General features: G+C 72.6%; 17 protein-coding genes. 7 read left to right on the top strand and 10 right to left on the bottom strand.

All coding sequences use genetic code 11. The features are described 5' to 3' along the window. Positions 1–78 precede the first annotated feature (78 nt). The 5 genes from ACERZO_RS22230 to ACERZO_RS22210 all read left to right on the top strand — a co-directional run bounded on the left by ACERZO_RS22230 (position 79) and on the right by ACERZO_RS22210 (position 6,036). Positions 79–2,190 carry a RecQ family ATP-dependent DNA helicase gene (locus tag ACERZO_RS22230; protein ID WP_372666648.1) on the top strand — a complete coding sequence of 704 codons (2,112 nt, stop codon included), beginning with the start codon at positions 79–81 and terminating at the stop codon, positions 2,188–2,190. 85 nt (positions 2,191–2,275) lie between these two features. Then, entirely contained in the window at positions 2,276–3,562 is a 1,287-nt protein-coding gene (locus ACERZO_RS22225) for an MFS transporter (RefSeq protein WP_372666647.1), read from the top strand. A gap of 69 nt (positions 3,563–3,631) precedes the next feature. Next, positions 3,632–5,356 (top strand): arginine--tRNA ligase, encoded by a 1,725-nt coding sequence (argS, locus tag ACERZO_RS22220; protein WP_372666646.1) that lies wholly within the window; start codon positions 3,632–3,634, stop codon positions 5,354–5,356. 12 nt (positions 5,357–5,368) lie between these two features. Beyond that, positions 5,369–5,755, top strand: a complete 387-nt coding sequence (locus tag ACERZO_RS22215) for a PPOX class F420-dependent oxidoreductase (protein WP_372666645.1) — start codon at positions 5,369–5,371, stop codon at positions 5,753–5,755. Further along, entirely contained in the window at positions 5,752–6,036 is a 285-nt protein-coding gene (locus ACERZO_RS22210) for a putative quinol monooxygenase (protein WP_372666644.1), read from the top strand. Before ACERZO_RS22215 ends, ACERZO_RS22210 begins: the two co-directional genes overlap by 4 nt. Here ACERZO_RS22210 and ACERZO_RS22205 read toward each other — a convergent pair. Beyond that, a complete protein-coding gene (locus ACERZO_RS22205; RefSeq protein WP_372666643.1) occupies positions 6,006–6,605 on the bottom strand; it encodes a TetR/AcrR family transcriptional regulator in 600 nt (199 codons plus the stop codon). The two genes, ACERZO_RS22210 and ACERZO_RS22205, sit on opposite strands and share 31 nt — an antisense overlap. Before the next feature lie 61 nt (positions 6,606–6,666). On the opposite strand from ACERZO_RS22205, the gene ACERZO_RS22200 reads away from it, so the two are divergent. Next, positions 6,667–7,380: an SDR family oxidoreductase gene (locus ACERZO_RS22200; RefSeq protein ID WP_372666642.1), complete on the top strand. Its 714-nt coding sequence runs from the start codon at positions 6,667–6,669 to the stop codon at positions 7,378–7,380. 313 nt (positions 7,381–7,693) lie between these two features. Here the strand turns inward: ACERZO_RS22200 and proB are convergent, their stop codons facing one another. The 5 genes from proB to ACERZO_RS22175 form a co-directional block, all read right to left on the bottom strand. Continuing rightward, complete coding sequence (gene proB / locus ACERZO_RS22195; protein ID WP_372666641.1) at positions 7,694–8,803, bottom strand: glutamate 5-kinase; 1,110 nt, start codon at positions 8,801–8,803, stop codon at positions 7,694–7,696. Next, the gene (gene obgE, locus ACERZO_RS22190) at positions 8,800–10,254 is read right to left on the bottom strand and encodes a GTPase ObgE (RefSeq protein WP_372666640.1); all 1,455 of its coding nucleotides are present in this window, start codon (positions 10,252–10,254) and stop codon (positions 8,800–8,802) included. The genes proB and obgE overlap by 4 nt, the downstream gene beginning before the upstream one ends. A gap of 108 nt (positions 10,255–10,362) precedes the next feature. After that, on the bottom strand, positions 10,363–10,620 hold the full coding sequence (gene rpmA / locus ACERZO_RS22185) for a 50S ribosomal protein L27 (RefSeq protein WP_160696238.1): 258 nt from the start codon (positions 10,618–10,620) through the stop codon (positions 10,363–10,365). A gap of 40 nt (positions 10,621–10,660) precedes the next feature. Next, positions 10,661–10,975 (bottom strand): 50S ribosomal protein L21, encoded by a 315-nt coding sequence (gene rplU / locus ACERZO_RS22180; RefSeq protein ID WP_086678418.1) that lies wholly within the window; start codon positions 10,973–10,975, stop codon positions 10,661–10,663. 164 nt (positions 10,976–11,139) lie between these two features. Next, positions 11,140–14,199 carry a translation initiation factor IF-2 N-terminal domain-containing protein gene (locus ACERZO_RS22175; protein ID WP_372666639.1) on the bottom strand — a complete coding sequence of 1,020 codons (3,060 nt, stop codon included), beginning with the start codon at positions 14,197–14,199 and terminating at the stop codon, positions 11,140–11,142. 537 nt (positions 14,200–14,736) lie between these two features. Between ACERZO_RS22175 and ACERZO_RS22170 the strand changes: the two genes are divergently transcribed. Beyond that, positions 14,737–16,161, top strand: a complete 1,425-nt coding sequence (locus tag ACERZO_RS22170; protein WP_372666638.1) for a S8 family peptidase — start codon at positions 14,737–14,739, stop codon at positions 16,159–16,161. 3 nt (positions 16,162–16,164) lie between these two features. Here ACERZO_RS22170 and ACERZO_RS22165 read toward each other — a convergent pair whose 3' ends face one another. The 4 genes from ACERZO_RS22165 to ACERZO_RS22150 all read right to left on the bottom strand — a co-directional run bounded on the left by ACERZO_RS22165 (position 16,165) and on the right by ACERZO_RS22150 (position 22,221). Then, a complete protein-coding gene (locus tag ACERZO_RS22165; RefSeq protein ID WP_372666637.1) occupies positions 16,165–16,995 on the bottom strand; it encodes an ABC transporter permease in 831 nt (276 codons plus the stop codon). After that, entirely contained in the window at positions 16,995–17,801 is an 807-nt protein-coding gene (locus tag ACERZO_RS22160) for an ABC transporter permease (protein WP_372666636.1), read from the bottom strand. The genes ACERZO_RS22165 and ACERZO_RS22160 overlap by 1 nt, the downstream gene beginning before the upstream one ends. Before the next feature lie 155 nt (positions 17,802–17,956). Further along, positions 17,957–18,901, bottom strand: a complete 945-nt coding sequence (locus ACERZO_RS22155) for an ABC transporter ATP-binding protein (RefSeq protein ID WP_372666635.1) — start codon at positions 18,899–18,901, stop codon at positions 17,957–17,959. Positions 18,902–18,942: 41 nt separating this feature from the next. Continuing rightward, positions 18,943–22,221 carry a phosphodiester glycosidase family protein gene (locus tag ACERZO_RS22150; protein WP_372667207.1) on the bottom strand — a complete coding sequence of 1,093 codons (3,279 nt, stop codon included), beginning with the start codon at positions 22,219–22,221 and terminating at the stop codon, positions 18,943–18,945. Positions 22,222–22,275: the final 54 nt, after the last annotated feature.

Genomic DNA, 22,275 nt, shown 5'->3' with positions numbered 1-22,275 from the left:
CCCGTATTCGTCGCGAACGGTCCGTTCGCGACGCCGCCGATTCCCGGTTCGTCGGTGCCATGGGGTAGACGTGGGGACGTGGACACGACCAGCACCACCCCAGCCCTCCGCGACCGCGCCGAGACCCTCCTCCGGGCACTGGCCGGCGACTCGGCGAAGCTGCGCGAAGACCAGTGGACGGCCATCGAGGCCCTCGTCGCGCAGCGGCGCCGCGCGCTGGTCGTGCAACGCACCGGCTGGGGCAAGTCGGCGGTGTACTTCCTGGCCACGGCGTTGCTGCGCGAACAGGGCAGCGGGCCGACGGTCATCGTCTCGCCCCTGCTCGCCCTGATGCGCAACCAGATCGCGGCGGCGGCGCGGGCCGGGATCCACGCGGCGACGATGAACTCCGCGAACCCGCAGGAGTGGGACCAGGTCCAGGCGGCGGTCGCGGCCGGCGAGATCGACGTCCTCCTGGTCAGCCCCGAACGGCTGAACAACCCGGACTTCCGCGACAACGTGCTGCCGAAGCTGACCGCGAGCACCGGGCTGCTGGTGGTCGACGAAGCGCACTGCATCTCCGACTGGGGGCACGACTTCCGGCCGGACTACCGGCGCCTGCGCACGCTGCTGGGCGACCTGCCCGAGGGCGTGCCGGTGCTGGCGACCACGGCGACCGCGAACGACCGCGTGGTCACCGACGTCGCCGAACAGCTGGGCCTCGGCACGGGCACCGACACGCTCGTGCTGCGCGGCACCCTCGACCGGGAGAGCCTGCGGCTGTCGGTGTGCCGGCTGCCGACGTCGCAGGCGCGGCTGGCGTGGCTCGCCGACCACCTGGCCGAGCTGCCGGGCTCGGGGATCATCTACTGCCTGACCGTGGCGGCGGCGCACGACGTCGCGTCGCTGCTGAAGGACCGCGGCTACCCGGTCGCGGCCTACACCGGCAAGACGGACCCGGCCGACCGGCAGGCGGCCGAGGACGACCTGCTCGGCAACCGCGTCAAGGCCCTGGTCGCGACGTCGGCGCTGGGCATGGGGTTCGACAAGCCGGACCTCGGGTTCGTCGTGCACCTCGGGGCGCCGTCGTCGCCGATCGCGTACTACCAGCAGGTCGGCCGTGCCGGCCGCGGTGTGGAACGCGCCGAGGTCGTGCTGCTGCCCGGCGAGGAGGACCGGGCGATCTGGGCGTACTTCGGCTCGCTCGCCTTCCCGGACGAGCTGCGGGTGACGCAGGTGCTGAACACGCTCGCCTACGCCGACCGTCCACTGTCGACCGCGGCGCTCGAGCCGTCGGTCGAGCTTTCCCGGTCCCGGCTGGAAATGGTGCTCAAGGTGCTGGACGTCGACGGCGCGGTGCGGCGCGTCAAGGGCGGCTGGACGAGCACGGGCGAGAACTGGGAGTACGACCGCGGGCGGTACCGGCGGGTCGCGGAAGCGCGCGAACGCGAGCAGGACGCGATGCTCGGCTACCTGGCGACGGACGGCTGCCGGATGGAATACCTGCGGCGCCAGCTCGACGACCCCGAGGCGGCGCCGTGCGGGCGGTGCGACAACTGCACCGGGCAGCACTGGGACACGTCGGTGTCCGACGACGTCGCCGAGGCGACCCGCGAACGGCTGCAGCGTCCCGGTGTCGAGGTCGCGCCCCGGAAGCAGTGGCCCACCGGGATGTCCTCTTTGGACGTTCCGGTCTCCGGCCGGATCGGGGCCGACGACCAGGCCGAGCCGGGCCAGGTGCTGGGGCGGCTCACCGACGTCGGCTGGGGCAACCGGCTGCGGGAACTGGTCGGCCCCCAGGCGAAGGACACGGAAGTGCCGGACTCCGTGTTCAAGGCGTGCGTGCAGGTGCTCGCCGGATGGCAGTGGGCCGAGCGGCCGGTGGCAGTGGTCGCCGTCCCGTCGGAGACGCGGCCGCAGCTCGTGTACAGCCTCGCGACGCGGCTGGCCGAGATCGGCAAGCTGGACTTCCTCGGCGCGCTCGACGCCGAGGGGCCACCACCGCGACAGGCGAACAGCGCGCAACGGCTGGCGGACCTGTGGCGGCGGCTGAGCATGCCGGCCGACCTCGCGGGGATCCTGCCGGCCGGGCCGGTGCTGCTCGTCGACGACGTCATCGACACGGGCTGGACGATGACGCTGGCCGCGCGCCTGCTGCGGCGGGCCGGGGCGCCCGCGGTCCTGCCGTTCGCGCTGGCCAGCACGGCTTAGGAGACGGGAGGGCGGTCAGAACCTTTCGAACTGCGAACGGATGTGGCAAAGTCCCGTTCCACCTTCGGGTGACGTGGAGGCCGCCATGACCGAGTCCGCCGTTCAGGCAACCCAGCGGCACCGGTTGCCGGTGCGCAAGCTGTTCGCGGCGAGCGCGGGCAACGCGCTGGAGTGGTTCGACTGGACGATCTACGCGACGTTCAGCATCTACTTCGCCGGCGCGTTCTTCCCCGCCGGGAACGACACCCTGGCCCTGATCAACACGTTCGCCACCTACGCGCTCGCGTTCTTCTTCCGCCCGCTGGGCGGGGTCCTGCTCGGGCGCTTCGCGGACACGCGCGGCCGGAAGCCGGCCATGATCCTCACCATCCTGCTCATGGCGGGCGGGTCGGTGGCGATCGGGCTGCTGCCGACGTTCTCGCAAGTCGGCTGGCTCGCACCGATCCTGCTGCTGCTCGCGCGCATCGCGCAGGGGCTGTCGCTCGGCGGCGAGGTGTCGAACGCGTCGGCCTACCTGGGCGAGATCGCGCCGCCGGAGCGTCGCGGCCGGTACTCGGCGTTCTTCTACATCTCGACCGGGTCGGCCGTGCTGGTCGCGACCGTGCTGGGGTTCGTCCTGGCCCGCGCGCTGGACAAGGCGCAGCTCGCGTCCTGGGGCTGGCGGCTACCGTTCCTGCTGGGCGGTGTCTTCGGCCTGGTCGGGTTGTGGCTGCGCCGGAGTCTCGCCGAGACCGAGCTGTTCGAGCAGACGAAGACCAAGGCGCGCAAGCTCGAGCGGCCGCTGCTGACGACACTGACGCACCACCCCAAGGCCGTCGGCAGGCTCGTCGGCTTCACGATGCTCTCGACGCTTTGCTACTACACGTTCTTCAGCGCGCTGACGTCGTTCGCGGTGAAGAACCGGCACGCGGACGCCGACGCGGTCTTCCTCGCGCTGTCGGTCGGCACGGCGTTGTTCATCGCGTTGCAGTACCCCATGGGGGCGCTCGCCGACCGGGTCGGGCGGAAGCCGCAGCTGCTGGTGTGGTCCGGGGTGACCGCGGTGGTCGTCGTGCCGCTGTCCACTTTGATCGGCCCGAACGTCGGCGGGCTGCTCGTGGTGTTCTGCGTCGGGCTCGGGCTGTACACGGCGATGACGTCGATCGCGCCGGCCATCATGAGCGAGCTGTTCCCGACCGAACTGCGCGGGCTGGGGATCGGTGCCTGGTACAACCTGACCGTCGCGATCTTCGGTGGTACCGCGCCGTTGCTCATCACGCTCTTCGGCACGGTCTCGCAGACGCTCTACTTCTGGTACGTCGCCGTGGGCGCGGCGATCGCGTTCGCCGTCATCCTCACGCTGCCCGAAACGAAGGGAAGCGAGCTGCGGTAAACCCTTCGTCACCGGCCGGTCACGCTCGCTACGCTGCGTGCTCCGAGACCGAGGCGAAGGAGGGACACCGTGCAGCAGACCGCCGACGTTACCGAGGAGCTGGCGCGCCGCGTGGTGACCGCCGCCGGCCGGGCACTGGACGTCGAACTGACGCCGGAGCAGGCGCTGGTCCAGGCGTCGCCGCGCGAGTGCGTCGACTACCAGGCCAACCTCGCGATGAGCCTGGGCAAACGGCTCGGCCGTCCGCCGCGTGAAGTCGCCGGGCTGATCGCCGGGGCGCTGGAGGTCGACGGCCTGGCCGAGCCGCCCGAGGTCGCCGGGCCCGGGTTCCTCAACTTCGTGCTGCGCAGAGAATGGCTCGAAGGCCGGACCGCCGCGCTGCTCGGCGACCCGCGCCTCGGGGTGCCGGAAACCCCGGCGCCGCGGCGGATCGCGCTGGACTACAGCAGCCCGAACGTCGCCAAGGAGATGCACGTCGGGCACGTGCGCACGACGGTCATCGGCGACGCGCTCGCACGCCTGCTGCGGTTCGCCGGGCACGAAGTGCTGCCGCACAACCACCTCGGTGACTGGGGCACGCCGTTCGGCATGCTCATCGAGCACCTGCTCGACGTCTCGGCCGGCCGAAGCGCCATCGCCGACCTCGACGCCTTCTACCGCGAAGCGCGCCGGAAGTTCGACACCGACGACGCGTTCGCCACTCGTGCGCGCGAGCGGGTGGTGCTGCTGCAAAGCGGCGACGAAGAGACGCTCGGCGTCTGGCGGGAGCTGATCGCCGAGTCGACGCGGCATTTCAACGAGGTCTACGCGCTGCTCGGGATTTCGCTGACGGACGAGGACATCTACGGCGAGAGCTTCTACAACCCGTACCTCGCCGCGGTGGTCGACGACCTCGAGAAAGCCGGGCTGACCGAGATCAGCGACGGCGCGGTCTGCGTGTTCCCCGACGGGTTCCGCAACCGCGAAGGCGACCGGCTGCCGCTGATCGTCCGGAAACGCGACGGCGGCTACGGCTACGCGGCGACCGACCTGGCCACCGCCCGGTACTGGACGGCCGAACGCGGTGCGACCGACCTGCTCTACGTCGTCGGGGCCCCGCAAGCACAGCACTTCGCGATGGTGTTCGCCGTCTGCCGCGCCGCCGGCTGGCTGACCGGGCACGCCGAGCACATCGGCTTCGGCACGGTCCTGGGCGCCGACGGCAAGACCATGCGGACCCGGTCCGGCGACACGGTCAAGCTGGCCGACCTGCTCACCGAGGCCGTCTCGCAGGCCGCGGCGGTCGTCGCCGAACGCAGCGAGCTCGACGCGGCCGGGCAGGCCGAAGTCGCGCGGGCGGTCGGCATCGGCGCCGTCAAGTATGCCGACCTGTCCGGTGACCGCGAGCGCGACTACGTCTTCGCGTGGGACCGGATGCTCGCCAAGGAGGGCAACACCTCGGTGTACCTGCAGTACGCGCACGCGCGGACGCGGTCGATCCTCCGCAAGGCGGGCGGCGTGCCCGACGGCGCGGAAATCCTGCTGGAAGCGCCGGCGGAACGGGCGTTGGCCTTGAAGCTGCTCAGGTTCGGCGACGCACTGAAGGCTGCTACGAGCGCGTACGCACCACACAAGCTGTGTACGTACCTGTACGAGACGGCGGTCGTGTTCTCCCGGTTCTTCGAGGAATGTCCGGTCTTGAAAGCGCCTTCGCCGTCACTGCGCGCGTCGCGGCTGAGGTTGACTACGCTGACGTCGCACACGCTCGCGCTCGGGCTTTCCCTGCTCGGCATCGAAGCGCCAGACCAGCTCTAGCGGGAGACCACTGTGGAACTGCCCGGCGACCTGCTCGCTCTCCTTCGCGAGCCCAGCCTCTGCTTCCTGTCGACGCTGATGCCGGACGGCTCGCCGCAGCTCACCCAGACCTGGGTCGACACCGACGGGACGCACATCCTCGTCAACACCGTGCTGGGACACCAGAAGCAGCGCAACATCGCGCGCGACCCGCGGGTGGCGCTCAACGTCGCCGACCGCGAACGGCCGTCGCGCTACTTCGCGATCCGCGGGCGCGTGCTCGACATGACCGAGGACGGCGCCGTCGAGCACATCGAAAAGCTGTCGCAGCGCTACCTCGGCGGCCCGTACCCTTGGTGGGGCGGGCGCGACCAGACGCGGCTGCTGCTCACGATCAAAGCGGATCGGATCGCGTCGTGATCATCGTCGCCGGGTGGCTCGCCGTCGCGCCCGAAGAGCGTGACGCCTACCTCGACGGGTGCGCCGAAGCCGTCCGGCTCGCGCGCGACGCACCCGGCTGCCTGGAGTACGCGCTGGGTGCAGACCTGCTCGACCCCGGCCGGATCAGCGTGTACGAGCGCTGGGAGTCCGATGAGGACCTCGAGCGGTTCCGCGGGTCCGGGCCGTCGGACGAGCAGTCCGCGCAAATTCTCGACGCTTCGGTGGCGCGCTACCGGATTTCGGCGGTCGAGGCGCCGTGATCCGCTAGCAGCGTCACCAGTTCACCGGCCAGGCCGCGGCCGATCGGCTCCCGCGTCGCGAGGAGCCGGTACCAGAGCGTGCCGAACACGACGTCGATGACCGTGCCGGGCGCGACGCCCGCAGGCAGTTCGCCGCGCTCGCGGGCCCGGTCGACGATCGTGCCCAGCGCCTCGCGGCGGCGGTACAGGAAGTCCTCGCGGAAGCGTTTGCCGAACTCCGGGTCGAGCTGCGCCTGCGCCATCAGCGCCCGGAGCGTGTCCGCGACCTGGTTCTTCTCCCCCAGTTCGAACGTGCTGCCCAGGAAGTGCTCGAGGTCGGCGCGGAACGACCCCTCGTCGGGGATCGGGATCTGCAGGTCGGCCTTCGTCGCGAGCGCGTCGAGGAGGACGTCGGCCTTCGACGGCCACCAGCGGTAGATCGTCTGCTTGCCGACGCCGGAGCGCGCGGCGATGCCTTCGACGGTCAGCGTGCCGTAGCCCGCCTCCGCGACGAGGTCGAGCGTCGCGGCGAGGATCGCCAGCCGGCTCTGCTCACTGCGCTTGCGGCCGGGGCGGGACTGGTCGGTCATGGGATCCGATGGTAGCGTCGATTTCGAAACGAGACGTACCGGTTCGAAATGGGGAACAAGCATGAGCATCGCACTCGTCGCCGGCGGCACTTCGGGCATCGGCCTGGCGACCGCGCGGCGGCTGCACGAGCGGGGGTACACCGTTCACGTCACCGGACGGGGCAAGGAGCGCTTGGACGACGTGGCCGCGAGCGACCCATCGCTGACCGGGCACCAAGCGGACGGCGGCGACGCGACGGCGATGGGCGCGCTGGCGTCGTCGTTGGGGACGGTCGACGTGCTGGTGGTGAGCCTGTCCGGCGCGGAAGGCATGGGGCCGATCGATTCGCTGGACCTGGCGATGCTGCGGCGCGCTTTCGACGCGAAGTTCTGGGCGCACCTGACCACGGTCCAGGCGGTGCTGCCGTACTTGGCCTCGGAGGGGTCGATCACGCTGCTGAGCGCGATCACGGCCCGGGCGGCGATGGCGGGCACGGCCGGGATCGGCGCCCTGAACGCGGCGATCGAGGCGCTGGTCAAGCCGCTGGCGGTGGAGCTGGCGCCGCGGCGGGTGAACGCGGTGTCGCCGGGGGTGGTGGACACGGCGTGGTGGAGCGGGTTCCCGGCGGAGGTGCGGGAGGGGTTCTTCGCCCAGACGGCGGCTTCGATCCCGTCGCGGCGCGTGGCAACGGCGGATGATGTCGCGGAGGTGGTGACGCTGGCGGCGACGAACCGGAATCTGACTGGGACGGTGCTGGAAGCCGACGGCGGTGCCCGGCTGGTTTCGCTGGGGTGAGGTCGGGCGGCACTTTCACGCGAAAGTGCCGGGTAGGGCGGCGGGGCGCGGGCCTGCCGGCGAGCACGGAGCCGATGGCGTGCCGGGCCATTGGCGGCAGGGATTCGGCTTTGCGCGAGGCTTCGGCGCGGAGTCGGCCATGCGAGGGATCCGAGCGGAGCGCAGTCAGCCCGCGCGACCTGCGGCGGGCGCCGCCGAAGCCGCGGAGCGGCGGGTCCACCGGCGGGCGCGCAGTCGGCTGCTGCCGCGCCGCGGCGGCGCGGCATCAGCCGAGCGAGGGGCAGCGGGGCGGAGTTGGCGTCGGCAGCGGCTTCTAGCGGCGTAGCGGGACCAGGTCGTCAGCGTGGACGACCTCTCGCCGCTGCTCCTCCGGGAGCTCGTGCGATGACCTGCCGATCAGCTCCGGGAGCTCCGTCGCGTCGAACGCCACCACTCCGCGGGCCACCGGGCGGTCCTTCGCGTCCACCAGGTCCACCACGTCCCCGGCCTGGAAGTCGCCTGAGACGCCCGTTATCCCCGCGGCCAGCAGGGACCTGCGGCGGCGGACCACCGCCGTCACCGCGCCGTCGTCCAGGCGGAGCGTTCCCGTTGTGTCCGCCGCGTAGCCCAGCCAGAACCTGCGGGCCGACAAGCGCGTGTCCGCCGGGGCGAACGCTGTTCCCGGGGATGCCGACGTCAACGCCGCCGAGGCCTCCGACGCTGCCGCCAGCAGCACCGGGATGCCTGCTCCCGCCGCCGTTCGGGCCGCTGCCAGCTTGGACACCATGCCGCCCGTGCCCAAGCCCGAGCTGGACATGCCGACCGAGATTCCGTCCACATCGGACTCCGACAGGACCTCCGTCAGCTTGCGGGTGGCGCCGTCGCGGGGGTCTCCGTCGTACAAACCGTCCACATCGGACAACAGCACCAGCGCGTCCGCGCCGATCAGGTGGGCCACCAGGGCCGCCAGGCGGTCGTTGTCGCCGAAGCGGATCTCTTCCGTTGCCACCGTGTCGTTCTCGTTGACCACCGGGACCGCGCCCAGCGCCAGCAGCCGCGAGAACGTGCGCTGCGCGTTGCGGTAGTGCGACCGGCGGACGACGTCGTCCGAAGTCAGCAGCACCTGGCCGACCGTCAGCGAATACCGGCCGAACGACTCCGCGTACGCGTGCGCCAGCGCCAGCTGCCCGACGCTCGCCGCCGCCTGCTGGGTCGCCAGGTCGCGGGGCCGCTTGCCCAGGGACAGCGGGGCGAGGCCGGCGCCGATCGCGCCCGAGGACACCAGGACGATCTGCGCGTCGCGGGACACGCGCTCGGCGATCGCGTCGACCAGCGCGTCCAGGCGGGCCACGTCGAGGCCGCTGCCCGCCGTCGTCAGGGCCGACGAACCGACCTTGACGACCAGGCGCCGGGCCGCGGCGATCGCTTCGCGCGTGCCGCTCACGCGTCGAGGTCCAGGTCGTCGTCCTCACCGGTGCCGTCACGGCGGATCCGGCGGGCCTCCTTGCGCTCGGCCGCGCCGACGCGGTCGGTGCGCTCCAGCCGGACGTCGGTGCCGCGCCCGGACAGGTGGACCGCCACCGACGGCGTCGACGGCTCCCACTCGAACTGGACGTCGCCGATCGTGACCGGGCTGCCCGGCTTCGCGCCGAGCTTCGCCAGCTCGTCCTCGACGCCGAGGCGGTTGAGGCGGTCGGCGAGGTAGCCGACGGCCTCGTCGTTGCCGAAGTTCGTCTGGCGGATCCACCGCTCCGGACGGGAGCCGCGCACGATGAACGCGCCCTCCTCTTCGGGGTCGACCTCGACGGTGAACCCGGAGTCGTCGACGGCGAGCGGCCGCAGGACGATCTTCTCCGGCTCCAGCACCGGCTGCGCCTCGCGGTACTCCTCGACGACCGCGGCCAACGCGAACGTCAGCTCGCGCAGCCCCTTGCGGGAAGCGGTCGAAACCTCGAAGACGCGGAGGCCGCGGGCCTCGAACTCCGGCCGGACGAACTCGGCGAGCTCGGCGGCTTCCGGGATGTCGATCTTGTTGAGCACGACCACTCGGGGACGTTCCTCGAGCTTGCCGCCGAGACCCGGGGTGTACTTGGCCAGCTCCTCCTCCAGAGCGTCCACATCGGACACCGGGTCGCGGCCCGGCTCGAGGGTGGCGCAGTCGACGACGTGCACCAGCACCGCGCAGCGCTCGATGTGGCGGAGGAAGTCGAGGCCCAGCCCCTTGCCCTCGGACGCGCCGGGGATCAGGCCGGGCACGTCGGCCATCGTGAACACCGTCTCGCCGCCGGTGATGACGCCGAGGTTCGGCACCAGCGTGGTGAACGGGTAGTCGGCGATCTTCGGCTTGGCCGCGGACAGCACCGAGATCAGCGACGACTTGCCGGCGGACGGGAACCCGAGCAGGCCGACGTCGGCGACCGAACGCAGCTCCAGCACCAGGTTGCGGGCCTCGCCCGGCTCGCCCAGCAGCGCGAACCCGGGGGCCTTGCGGGCCTTCGACGCGAGCGCCGCGTTGCCGAGGCCGCCGCGGCCGCCCTGCGCCGCGACGAACGTGGTGCCGGGGCCGATCAGGTCGGCGACCATCTCGCCGTCCTCGGTGAACACGACGGTGCCGGACGGCACCTTCATCACCAGCGTCTCCCCCGCCGCGCCGGCGCGGTTGCCGCCCTGACCCATCTTGCCGCTGCCCGCCTTGGCGTGCGGGCGGAAGTGGAAGTCCAGCAGCGTGTGCACGTTCGGGTCGACGACCAGCAGGACGTCGCCGCCGTTGCCGCCGTTGCCGCCGTCCGGGCCGCCGAGGGGCTTGAACTTCTCGCGGTGCACCGAGGCGCAGCCGTTGCCCCCGTCACCGGCGGTCAGGTGGATGACCGCGCGGTCCACGAACCGGGACGCCATGACATTGCCTCACTTCACTCACGACAAAGGGGATACACAAACAAACGAGGGGTGGCACCGGATATTCCGGCCCCACCCCTCGTCAGAGGTCTAACGACGACCGAAGGCTCAGGCCTCGGCCGGCACGATGTTGACCGTCTTGCGGCCACGCTTCTCGCCGAACTGGACCGCACCGGCGGCCAGCGCGAACAGCGTGTCGTCGCCGCCGCGGCCGACGTTGACGCCGGGGTGGAACTTGGTGCCGCGCTGGCGGATCAGGATCTCGCCGGCGTTGACTTCCTGGCCGCCGAAGCGCTTGACGCCGAGGCGCTGCGCGTTCGAGTCACGACCGTTGCGGGAGCTGGACGCACCCTTCTTGTGAGCCATAGCTCAGTCCTCTTTCTGAAACGAAGATCCGGAGAAGCCCTTACAGGGAGATGGCGGTGACCTCGACGCGGGTCAGCTTCTGCCGGTGACCCTGGCGCTTGTGGTAGCCCGTCTTGTTCTTGAACTTGTGGATCCGGATCTTCGGACCCTTGGTCTGCTCGACGACCTTGCCGGTGACCGAGACCTTCGCCAGCGCGTCGGCGTCCGTGGTGACCTCGCCACCGTCGACGTACAAAACGGCGGGGAGGATGTGCTCGGTGCCCGGCTCGCCCTCGAGCTTCTCGACCTCGACGACGTCGCCGACGGCCACCTTGTACTGCTTGCCGCCGGTCTTGACGATCGCGTACGCCGACACGGAAGTCTCCTGCATTACTCGACAATGGGTGGGGGCCCGCGCGACCGGCCCGCCTGGTGGAGACGGCGGTCCTGGACTCGCGCAGCGACCTGCTCTGGTGGCAGGCCGTACTACAGGTTACGTGGGGTGCCCCGGTGCGTTACCACCGGGGTCCCCCTAGTCGTTCACTTGCTCTGGTCGGAGGCGTGCACCGGCGGGCCCGCCGGGCGCGACGCGGCCCGGCGCGGACGGCGCCGGGTGGAGCGCGCGGCCGGTTCGGGCACGCTGACCTCGGGCTCGGCGACCGGCTCCACGGCCTCCGAAGACGCCGTGACCGGCTCTTCCGCGGGTTCCGGAGCCGGGGTCCGCTCGACCTCGGGCTCCTCGTCCTGCGGCACCGGTGCCTCGTCCGCTTCGGTGGTCACCGGGGTGCCGGCGACCTCCTGGGCGGGTTCGGCGGGCGGCTCGGCCACCACCGGCGCCTCGTCCGCCTCCGTGGTCGCCGGGACGTCCGCGAGCTCCCGGGCGGGCCCGGTGCCGTTCACGGCGCCCTGGTCGTGGTCCTTGGCGGCCTTGGCGGCGTTGGCCACCGCCGCCACCGCGGACGCGATCGACTCGCGCCGCTCCGGCGGCGGAACCGCGTGCACCTCGGCCTTGGCGGCTTCGGCCTGCTCCTTGGCGGCCTCCTCGCCCTTGCCGCGGCCCCGCGACCGGCGGGAGCTCTTCTCCCCGCCGCCGTTGTTACCGCCGCCGTTGCCGTTGCCGTTCCCGCCGTGGGAGTGCGAGCCACCGCCGGTGCGCTGCAGCTCGGTCGAGACGAGCACGCCCCGGCCCTTGCAGTGCTCGCACGGCGTCGAGAACGCCTCCAGCAGGCCGGTGCCGATCTTCTTGCGGGTCATCTGCACCAGGCCGAGCGAGGTGACCTCGGCGACCTGGTGGCGCGTGCGGTCGCGGCCGAGGCACTCGGTGAGGCGGCGCAGCACCAGCTCGCGGTTGGACTCGAGCACCATGTCGATGAAGTCGATCACGATGATGCCGCCGATGTCCCGCAGCCGGAGCTGGCGGACGATCTCCTCCGCCGACTCCAGGTTGTTGCGGGTCACCGTCTCCTCGAGGTTGCCACCCGATCCGGTGAACTTGCCGGTGTTGACGTCGATCACCGTCATCGCCTCGGTGCGGTCGATGACCAGGTAACCGCCGCTGGGCAGCCAGACCTTGCGGTCGAGGGCCTTGGTGATCTGCTCGTCGATCCGGTGGTCGGCGAACACGTCACCGGTGCCGGTGTAGCGCTTGACCCGCTCGGTCAGCTCCGGCGCGACGTGGCTGACGTAGCCGTTGATGGTCTCCCACGACCGGTTGCCCTGGATCTCCAGCTTGGCGAAGTCCTCGGTGAAGAGGTCACGCACGACCTTGACCAGCAGGTCCGGCTCTTCGTAGAGCATGGTCGGCGCGCCGCCCTTCTTGCCGGAACCGGCGGCGGCCTTCTCCTTGATGACGTCCCACTGCGCCTTCAGGCGGTCGACGTCGCGGCCCAGCTCCTCCTCGCCGATGCCCTCGGAGGCGGTGCGGATGATGACGCCCGCGTCCTCCGGGACGATCCGCTTGAGGATGTCCTTGAGCCGGCGGCGCTCGTTCTCCGGCAGCTTGCGGGAGATGCCGGTGGCGCCGCCCGCGGGCACGTAGACGAGGAAGCGGCCGGGCAGTGAGATCTGCGTGGTCAGCCGGGCGCCCTTGTGCCCGACCGGGTCCTTCGTGACCTGGACCAGCACGGAGTCGCCGGTCGAGAGCGCCTGCTCGATCTTGCGGGCCTTGCCCTCGAGACCGGCGGCGTCCCAGTCGACCTCGCCGGCGTACAGCACGGCGTTGCGGCCGCGGCCGATGTCGATGAACGCGGCTTCCATGCTCGGCAGCACGTTCTGGACGCGGCCGAGGTAGACGTTGCCGACGATCGAGCCGGAACCCGACTGCGTCACGAAGTGCTCGACGAGGACGCCGTCCTCGAGCACCGCGATCTGGGTGGAGTCGCCGTGCTCGGCGACGACCATCGTGCGCTCGACCGCTTCGCGGCGGGCCAGGAACTCGGCCTCGGACAGGATCGGGGCGCGGCGACGGCCCGCCTCGCGGCCGTCGCGGCGGCGCTGGCGCTTGGCCTCCAGGCGGGTCGACCCGCGGACGCTGCGCACCTCGTCGCGCGCCGGGCGCTCGGGCTGCTCGGCCTTCGCCTGGCGGACGTGCGTGACGGTGTTGGGCGGGTCGTCGGTGGTCTCGGCGTCGTCGCCGTCCGAGCCCTTGCGGCGACGGCGGCGGCGACGGCGCTTGCTGCCACCTTCACCCTCCTCGCCGTCGGAGTCCGCATCGTCAGCGGCGGCTTCCTCGGCCTCTTCGGCGTCCGCTTCGGGCTTTTCGTCCCCGTTGCGCGACTTCCGGCGCGGCTGCTCTTCGGCCTGGTCGTCGTTCTCGGCGGTCTCGTCGCCACCGTCGGCGCCCTTGCCGCGGCCACGGCCGCGACGGCCCCGGCGGCGACGGCGGCGGCTGCCGGCGTCGTCGTCTTCGTCGGTCTCGGTGGCCGGAGTGGTTTCTTCGGCCTCTTCGTCGGCGACCTCGGGCTCGGGGCGGGTGCGCTCCTGGCGGGGCTCCGGGCGGGCTTCCGGCTCGGCGAACGGGTCGGCGGGCTTGCGGGCCGGCTTGGCCGCGGGCTCGGCGGGCTCCGGCGGCAGGAAGACCGGCGACGGCGCGGCGAACACCGGCAGGTGCGCGCGGGTCTTCTGCCGCGGGCGCGGCTTCTCGGCCTCGGGGGCCGGCGCCTGGTCGGTGGCGGCCTGACCAGTGGCGCTGTCGGCGGGGGCCTGACCGGTGGACGGCTGCGTGAACGGCTGGCCGGCGCTGCCCCGGCCGGCGGGCTGGTCCTGGGTGGGCACCTGGCCGGGCTGCTGCGCGAACGGCTGCCCGGCGCCACTCCGGCCGGCGGGCTGGTCCTGGCCGGCGGTGGCCTGGTCCTGCTCACCCTCCGCGGGAGCGAGGGCCTCGGCCACCTTGAGCGCCATGTCCCTGGTCACGCTCGACTGCGCGCTGCGCACGCTTTCCCCCAGCTCGGCGAGCTGGGCGAGGATGTCCCGGCTGTGCTTCTGGAGCAGCTTCGCCAGCGCGTGCACCCGGATCCGGGGCGGCAGTTCGGCCAGCGGGCCGCTCGTGGGTGTGGCGGGATTCCCGCCGGTGTGCTCGGCGGGTGTTTCCGCGTTCGACATGTGTCTCCTCCGCCCCCGGGCGCGTCTGCCGGTTCGCACCGGCAGGGACGCGGCCGCGCAGGGGCCCCTTTCTGTTCGTTCCGCCGTGGTGGTCACCAGCGACGGGAATCCTTGCCCGACGACCGGGCGCCGCACACCACCGCATCCGGTGACGCGCGACCCGGTCAAAGGTCTGCTCGGCGCTGTGCGCGGCACTCGCGGCCCCCGGGCCGCCCGCCACGTCGTCCAGCCGCCCGGCTCGCGGGCGGCGACGCGCGTCGTGCTGATTCGTGCACATCACCGGGCCACAACGCCGCAGGCAGCACCTCTCACGTGCGCCCCGCGGCCCAGCGGCCACCCCGAGTATCCCACACCGGGTGACTGCTCCGGTGTACTCGGTACCTCCGCCCACGCCGCCGGGCGCGCCGCACGCCCACCGGCCGGGGGAACTTGGCCGGATCGCTTGTCCGGCGGGCACGGGGTGGCTACCGTGCGGCTCGGGGTGACCGGGATCTCGCGCGCCGGCACCCGCGGTTCCTGCATCCGGTGGGAGGTCCGGTGTCCCTGCTGGCGCGGCCGCTGCGAGCGGCCGTGTGCACCGTACTGGTGCTTTCGGGATGCGTCACCGCCGGTCCGGCGGCGGCCGACGCGCCCGCCTGCGGTCACGGCCGGGCCCTGCGCTACGTCGTCGCGTTCGACCGCGGCACCGCCGAGCCCGCCGCCCGCGCGCAGGTCACCGCGGGCTGTGGCGCCACCACCGTCTACTACCCGCAGATCGCCGTGGCCGTCGCCACCTCCGGCGACCCGTCGTTCGGCGCCCGGATCGGGCTCGACCGGGCGTTCAGCGCCCAGGCCGAGCGGCTGGCCGCGCAGCGCGCCACCGAAGTCCGGCCGCAGCCCGCGCGGGCCACGCTGCCCGTCACCGATCCGGCCCGCGTGCCCACCGCGGACCTGAGCGGGCAGCAGTGGGACATGCGGATGATCAACGCGGGCCGCGCGCCGGGCGCGTCGGACGGCAGCCGCGACGTCGTCGTCGGCGTCCTCGACTCGGGCATCGACCCGAACCACCCCGACCTGACCGGCGCCCTCGACCGCGACGACTCCGCGGGCTGCCTGACCGGGGAGCCCGACCGGTCGCCGGCCGCCTGGGCGCCGACGACGTCGGTGCACGGCACGCACGTGGCGGGGATCATCGCGGCGGCCGATGACGGGCGCGGCGTGACGGGTGTGGCGCCCGGGGTCCGCGTGGCGTCGGTGAAGGTGATCGACGACCGTGGCTACGCCGACCCGGAGGCCGCGGTGTGCGGCCTGATGTGGGCGGCCTCGCGGCACCTGCGGCTGACGAACAGCAGCTTCTTCGTGAACCCGTGGACGCTGTCGTGCATCCGGGGCGACGACCGCGGCGTGGTGCACGAGGTGCTGGCGCGGGCGGTGGAGTACAGCACGTCCGCCGGGACGCTGAACGTCGCGGCGGCGACGAACGAGGCCGTCGACCTCACGCCGTCGGCGCGCTCGGGCTCCGCCGGGGCCGGGTCCGGGTGCGAAGCACTGCCGGCCGGGCTGCGGGACGTCGTCGCGGTGTCCGCCGTCGGCTCGGACCGGGTGAAGGCGGGCTACAGCTCGTACGGGCTGGGCGTGATCGACGTCACCGCCCCCGGCGGGGAGACCGGCGAGTGCGTGCTTTCGACGGTTCCGGGCGGGTACGCGCCGCTGTGCGGGACGTCGATGGCCGCGCCGCACGTCACCGGCGTGCTGGCGCTGCTGGCGTCCGCCCTGCCGAACGCGGGGCCGCGGCAGCTGCGCCGGACGCTGGACGCCCAGGCGATGCCGATGCCCTGCCCGGCCGACTACGACCTCACCGGCGACGGCACCCAGGACGCCTACTGCGCGGGGTACGAGGGGTTCAACGGCTTCTACGGCCACGGGATGGTGGACGCGCTGGCCGCCGCCGTGCCGCGGGGCAAGCCCGACCCGGCCCGCTGAGGCTCACGTCAGCAGGAGCTTGGCGATCCTCCTCGTGGACGCCCACAGGCCCACCGCGCCCAGGACCAGCAGGTACGCCAGGTTGACCAGCATGCTGCCGGACAGCAGGCCCGTCGCCAGGCCGCGCATCAGCTCGATCGCGTGGTACAGCGGGAGGCAGCGGACCAGCCACTGCAGCGGCTCCGGGTACACCGACAGCGGGAAGAACGTCGTCGCGAACAGGAACATCGGCATCAGGCCCAGCGCGATGTAGTCGAACTGGGCCGTCGACTTCAGGTACGTCACCAGTGCCATGCCGATCGCCGAAAAGGCCAGGCCCACCAGCAGGGCCGCCGGGACCATCAGCAGCGCCCACCACGACGCCAGCAGCCCCATCCCCGCCGCGATCGCCAGGAACGCCACCGCGTAGACGCCACCGCGGGTCATCGCCCAGCCGATCTCGCCCAGCGCGATGTCCAGCGGGCCGATCGGGGTGGCCAGCATCGCGTCGTACAGCTTCGCGTACCGCAGCTTGAAGAACAGGTTGTACGTCGATTCGAAGACGGCGCCGTTCATCGCCGACGTCGCCAGCAGCGCCGGCGCCACGAACGCGACGTAGCCCATCGGGCGGCCGTCCGGGCCGGCCACCTCGGTGACGAGCTTGCCGAACCCGAGCTGGAACGCCAGCAGGTAGAGGAACGGCTCGGCCGCGCCGGAGAGGAACATCAGCCAGCTGTTCCAGCTCACCCGCACCGACCGCTCGACGAGCATGCGGGCCCGGCCCGCGTACAGCCCGGGCGGCAGGATCCGCAGCAGCAGCCCGGCCCGCGCCGGCGGGGCTTGGACGCTCACCATCAGACCACCAGCCTCCGGTAGAAGGCCCGGTGCGCGAACGCCCACCCGGCCGCGAACAACGCCGCGAGCACCGCGAGGTGGCCGAGCATCGCCCAGCCGCCGACCCCGCCGAGGCTCACGCCGCGCGCCAGCTGGGTGCCGTGCCACAGCGGCGACAGCCAGGCCAGCCAGCGGATCGCGCCCGGCAGCTGGGCGATCGGGAAGAACGTGCCGGAGAACAACGTCATCGGCATCACGACGAACCGGAAGATGATCCCGAACCGCTGGCCCTCGTCGTACGTCCGGGCCGCCAGCGCCGTGATCGGCGTGGCGCAGGCGAGGCCGGTGACCGTGCCGACGAGGATCACCAGCAGCACGCCGGGCCCGGCCCAGGCGCCGAAGAACAGCGCAACGAACGCGTAGATCGCGCCGGCGAGCGTCAGCCGCATGGCCGTCCAGATCAGGTGGCCGCCGAGCACCTGGCCCGGCGACACGGGGGTAGCCGTGACGGCGAGGTAGTCCTTCTGCCACTTGAACCCGGACAGCACGGGGTAGCTGGAGTCGCCGACGGCCAGCTGCGCGCCACCGGCGGCGAGCAGCGCGGGCGCGATGTACTGGAGGTAGGACAGGCCGCCGGTGACCGCGCCGGGACGGACCTGGGAGCCGAAGCCGAGGCCCATCGCGGCGAGGAAGAGGACGGGCTGGAGCCCGGTGGAGTACAAAGTGGACACCCAGTGCCGGCGGTACCAGGTCCAGTACCCCTCGACGCGCAGCCAGGCGCCGTGCCACGTGCCGACCACGCGGCCGGTGGATTCGACGGTGGTCACGGCCGCCTCCCCGAACCCGACCTGCCGAGCCGCGGCAGACCGGGGGTCCGGGGGCTTGCCCCCGGGCGGGCTGTGGGGGCTGCGCCCCCACCGAACACACTGACGAGGGTCATCGGCGAGCGCTCTCCGCGAGCATGGTTCTTCCCCATCCCGAGTCAGTCCACCAACGTCCGGCCGGTCAACCGCAGGAACACGTCCTCCAGCGAACTGCGCCGCACCAGGCTCGACAGCGGCCGCACGCCGCGGGCGTGCACGTGTTCGAGGGCGGCCTCGCCGTCGTCGCTGTACAACAGCACCCGGTCCGGGAGGATCTCCACGCGGTCGGCCAGCCCGTCGACCTGCTCGGCCGCCAAGGCCTGCTCCCCCGACGGGAACCGCAGCTCGACGACTTCGCGCGTCGAGTACCGCTTGATCAGGTCCGCCGGTGAGCCCTCCGCGGCGATGCGGCCGTGGTCCATCACGACCAGCCGGTCGCACAGCTGCTCCGCCTCATCCATGTAGTGGGTGGTCACGATCAGCGTCGTGCCCTGGGCCTTCAGCCGGAACAGGCGGTCCCACAGCAGGTGCCGGGCCTGCGGGTCGAGCCCGGTCGTCGGCTCGTCGAGCAGCAGCAGCTCCGGGTCGTTGACCAGCGAGCGGGCGATCGTCAGCCGGCGTTTCATGCCGCCCGACAGCGGGTCGACCTTGTCGGCCGCGCGGTCGCCCAGCTGCGCGAACTCCAGCAGCTCGTCGGCCTTGCGGCGGGCCGCCGCCCGCGACAGGCCGAAGTAGCGGCCGTAGATCAGCAGGTTCTCCCGGACCGTCAGCTCGACGTCCAGGTTGTCCTGCTGCGGCACGACACCCAGGCGCGCCCGGATCCGCGGCCCGGCCGCCTCCGGATCCAGCCCCAGCACGCGCAGGTCGCCGTCGGTGCGGGGTGACACGCACGCGATCATCCGCATCGTCGACGACTTGCCGGCGCCGTTCGGGCCGAGGAAGCCGAACGCCTCCCCGCGCCGCACCTCGACATCGATCCCGCGCACGGCCTCGAACTCGCCGAAGCGCTTCACCAGTGCTTTGGCCTGCACCAGCGCCGGTTCCCGGTCCTCCGATTCGTCCACCCCCCGACCATACGAGCGGGCACCGACAAAAACCGAACGGATTAGCCGCGGACGGTCACGACCAGCGTCCGCGTCACGCCGTTGACCGTCACCGAAAGCCGCGCGACCCCCGGCCGCAACGCCGTCAGGACACCGGAAGCGGGGTCGAACGACAGGACGCCCCAGCCGACCGTCCAATCCGCGCTCACCGGGTACGACACCGGCACGTCCCGGGTGCCCTGCCGCAGGGAAGCGCGCACGATCGCGCGCTCACCGCGGACCATCGAGGACGGCCCCGAAACGGTCAGCGAGTCGACGTTCGGCCGCGTCTCGAACCGCACCGGCTGGGCCCGGTCGGCCGGGTCGACGCGCAGCAGCGTCCAGCCGACGAACCCGCCGTCGCCGGGCGCGGCCGCGGGCGCCTTGCCCGAGTTGCCGTTGACCAGGTACGGCACGCCGTCGACGCGCGACAGCGAGAACACGCCCGCGTGCGAAGCCACCGAAGCGGCCGGTTTGCCGGACGCCTGCTCGAACCCGGTCAGCCACTGGGTCAGCAGCGTGGCTTCCTTCCGGTCGCCGAGCTGGGAGTTCCCGGTCGGGCTCGGGTCCTTCACCGGGTGGTGCATCGCGACGACGACCCCGCGGATCGACCGGTCGGCGGCCGCGGAGTCCAGCGCGGTGCGCAGCATCCGGACCTGGTCGAACCCGCCCGCCCGCAACGAGCCGCGCGAGGAATCGAGGAGCACCAGCCGGATGCCGTGCACGTCGACGACCTGGTGGGTCACGCCGAACGCGGCCTGGAAATTGGCCAGGCCGTTGCCGCCCTCGGCCTCGTGGTTGCCCGGCACGTAGTACCAGGGCACCTTGCCGTCCAGCTCTTCGGCGATGACCTGCTTCGCCAGCACGAAGTCGGGCGCGGTGCCGCGGTCGACGAAGTCGCCGTTGATCAGCACCAGGTCCGGTTTCGCCGCGACGGCTTCCCGCAGTGCCCGCCGCGCCTGCGCGACCAGCGGGCCGGCCGGGTCGTCCGCGGTGAACTGCGCGTCGCTGACGACCGCGACGCGCAGGCCGCCGGCCAACACACCGTCGGTGACCAGGGCCGGGTCGCGCGGGGCCGGGTCGGCGGGCACGGTCGTCGTCGGCGCCACCTCGAAGGTCAAATCGTCGAAGACCAGGTGTCCCTCGTACTGCTGGTCCGGGACGTTCTCGACGGCGTAGAACCGCGTCAGGCGCTGGCCGTCGGGCAGCCCGGCCGGGACCGCGGCGGTGACGTACCGCCAGCCCGTCCAGTCGACGCTCAGCGAAAGGTCCACAATGGACGCCACGTTGGCGGCGTCGCGCAGCTCGGCGCGCAGCCAGGCGCCCTTGCCGTCGCCGTTGACCCACAGCCCGATCTTCTGCGTGCCCGCCGGGACGGGCAGGGCCGCGGCCGGCGTCACGTACGCGGCGCGCGTCGCGGTCGTGCCGGTGAGCCGGTAGTCCAGCGCGAGCCCGGCGCCCCCGTCCCGCCCGGGCGCCGCGGACAGCGCCGCGCCGACGACCGCCGGGAACACCGTCGCCGTCCAGCCGGCCGGCCCGTCCAGCGGGGCCGCGACCTGCGGCACCGTGCCGACCGACGCGGCCAGGTGCGTGGTCAGGCCCGCGGCCGAGGCGGTGATCGCCGACGCGCCGGACGCGGTCAGCGCGGTCACCTCATAGCCGTCGCCCGAGGGCTCGACCTGCACGACCGAGTGGTCGTAGTCGAGCTTGACGTCGTCGGGTTCGAGCCACGTGCCGTAGCCGTCGGCGTCGTAGCCGTAGACCTTGAACGTGCTCTTCGCACCCGCCGCCGACAGCGCGACCTGCTCGGTGCTCGTGCCGAGCCGGACCGCCTTGCCCAGCACCGAAAGCGTCGTCTTGCCGAACGCGCGGCCGGACTTCGCGACGACGTCGACGCTGCCGGTGCCGTGGCCGGTGACGACCCCGTGGGTCGCGGTGGCCCGCCGCGGGTCGGACGTGGTCCAGCGCGGGTCGGCGGCGACGGCGGCGCCCGTTTCGTCGTGGCCGTCGGCGACCAGGTGCCGGGTCAGGCCGGTCAGCACGCGGTTCGCGTCGCCGGTCGCCACGGCCGGCGCCGGGGAGAACGCTGTGAGCTTGCCGCTGCCCGGCACGGTCGCGAAGCCGATCCCGTTGGGCACCAGGCGTTCCCCGCCGTCGGACGGCGCGTTGCGGACACTCGGCGCGGCCTCGCCCTCGTTGCGCGCCAGGAGCGTCGACGAGCCGCCGCCGTCGAGGTTGATCGCGTCGTCGGCGCCGAGGCTCTTCAGGTGCCGGGCCAGCTCCAGCTCGGTCATCCCGCGGCTGTCGGCCTGGCGTCCGTCCACAGTGGCCAGCCACATCTTCCGGCCGTCGGCGGAGAAGCCGACCGCGGTCCGCGGGTGCATGGCCACGTTGTCGACCGGCTGCACGACGCCGTCGCGGAGCAGGACCTCGTTGCCGCCCACGGCGACCGCGATCTTGCCGGCGTCCGAACGCGGCGCGTACGTGACGCCCACCCGGTCACCCGGCTTGAGCGCCGCCAGGGCGTCCGCGCCGGCTTCACGGGCCAGGAGCAGCGTCGTGCCCGCCGCGATCGGGCCGGCCGCGGGCTGCTCGCGCGTGGCGGTCACGACGCCGTCGCGCAGCTCGACCTCGCGCACCCGGGAGGCTCCGGCCACCGAAGTCGCGCGACCGGCGGCACCCCACAACGGCGTGTAGACGCCGATCGCATCGGTACCGAGGACCGGGCTGTTGAAGTTCGTGGCCTTCACCGTGCCGCCGGGCAGCGTCACGGCCGCTTCGAGGAAGACGGAAGCCAGCTGTGCCTTGCCTTCGTCGGTGATCGACGCGGTGAGGTTGTGGCCGGCGGCGGGCGCGGTCTGCAGCTCGCCGCGGTCGATGCCGACGCCGATCGGCGCGCCGGTGGCGTTGATGTCGAAGAAGTCGCCGTTCACGCCGGCGACCGCGCCGGTGCGCGCGACCTGCTGCGAAAGCGGCGTGCGCGCGGAAACCGTGCCGGGGCTCAGGTACGTCGGCTTCAGGGTCTTGCTGCCCAGGTCGACGGAAAGCGTGTCGCCGCGGATCCAGCCCGCCGGGTCGAACCGGTCGAACTGGGTGAGGTTCAGCCCGGGCGCGACTTCGGTGGTCGCGCTGCCGGTGACGAGCCCGTCGTCGGGGTCCGCGGCGGCGAAGGTGGTCACGCCTTCGCGGGCCGACGACGCGGCGGGCGCGGCTTCGACGGGCGGCGTGCCGAGCGGCGCTTTCAGCGGGTCGGCGTGGGCGGGGACGACGAACGCCGTCGCGAACAAGGCAGCGAGCGGCAACGCTGTGCGTGACTTCTTCACCAGGTACCCCAGTATCGAGTGAGAGTGAGCCGG

It is taken from the genome of Amycolatopsis kentuckyensis, assembly GCF_041679295.1.
Lineage (GTDB): Bacteria > Actinomycetota > Actinomycetes > Mycobacteriales > Pseudonocardiaceae > Amycolatopsis > Amycolatopsis kentuckyensis_A.
This window is presented reverse-complemented; position numbering and strand designations above follow the sequence as displayed.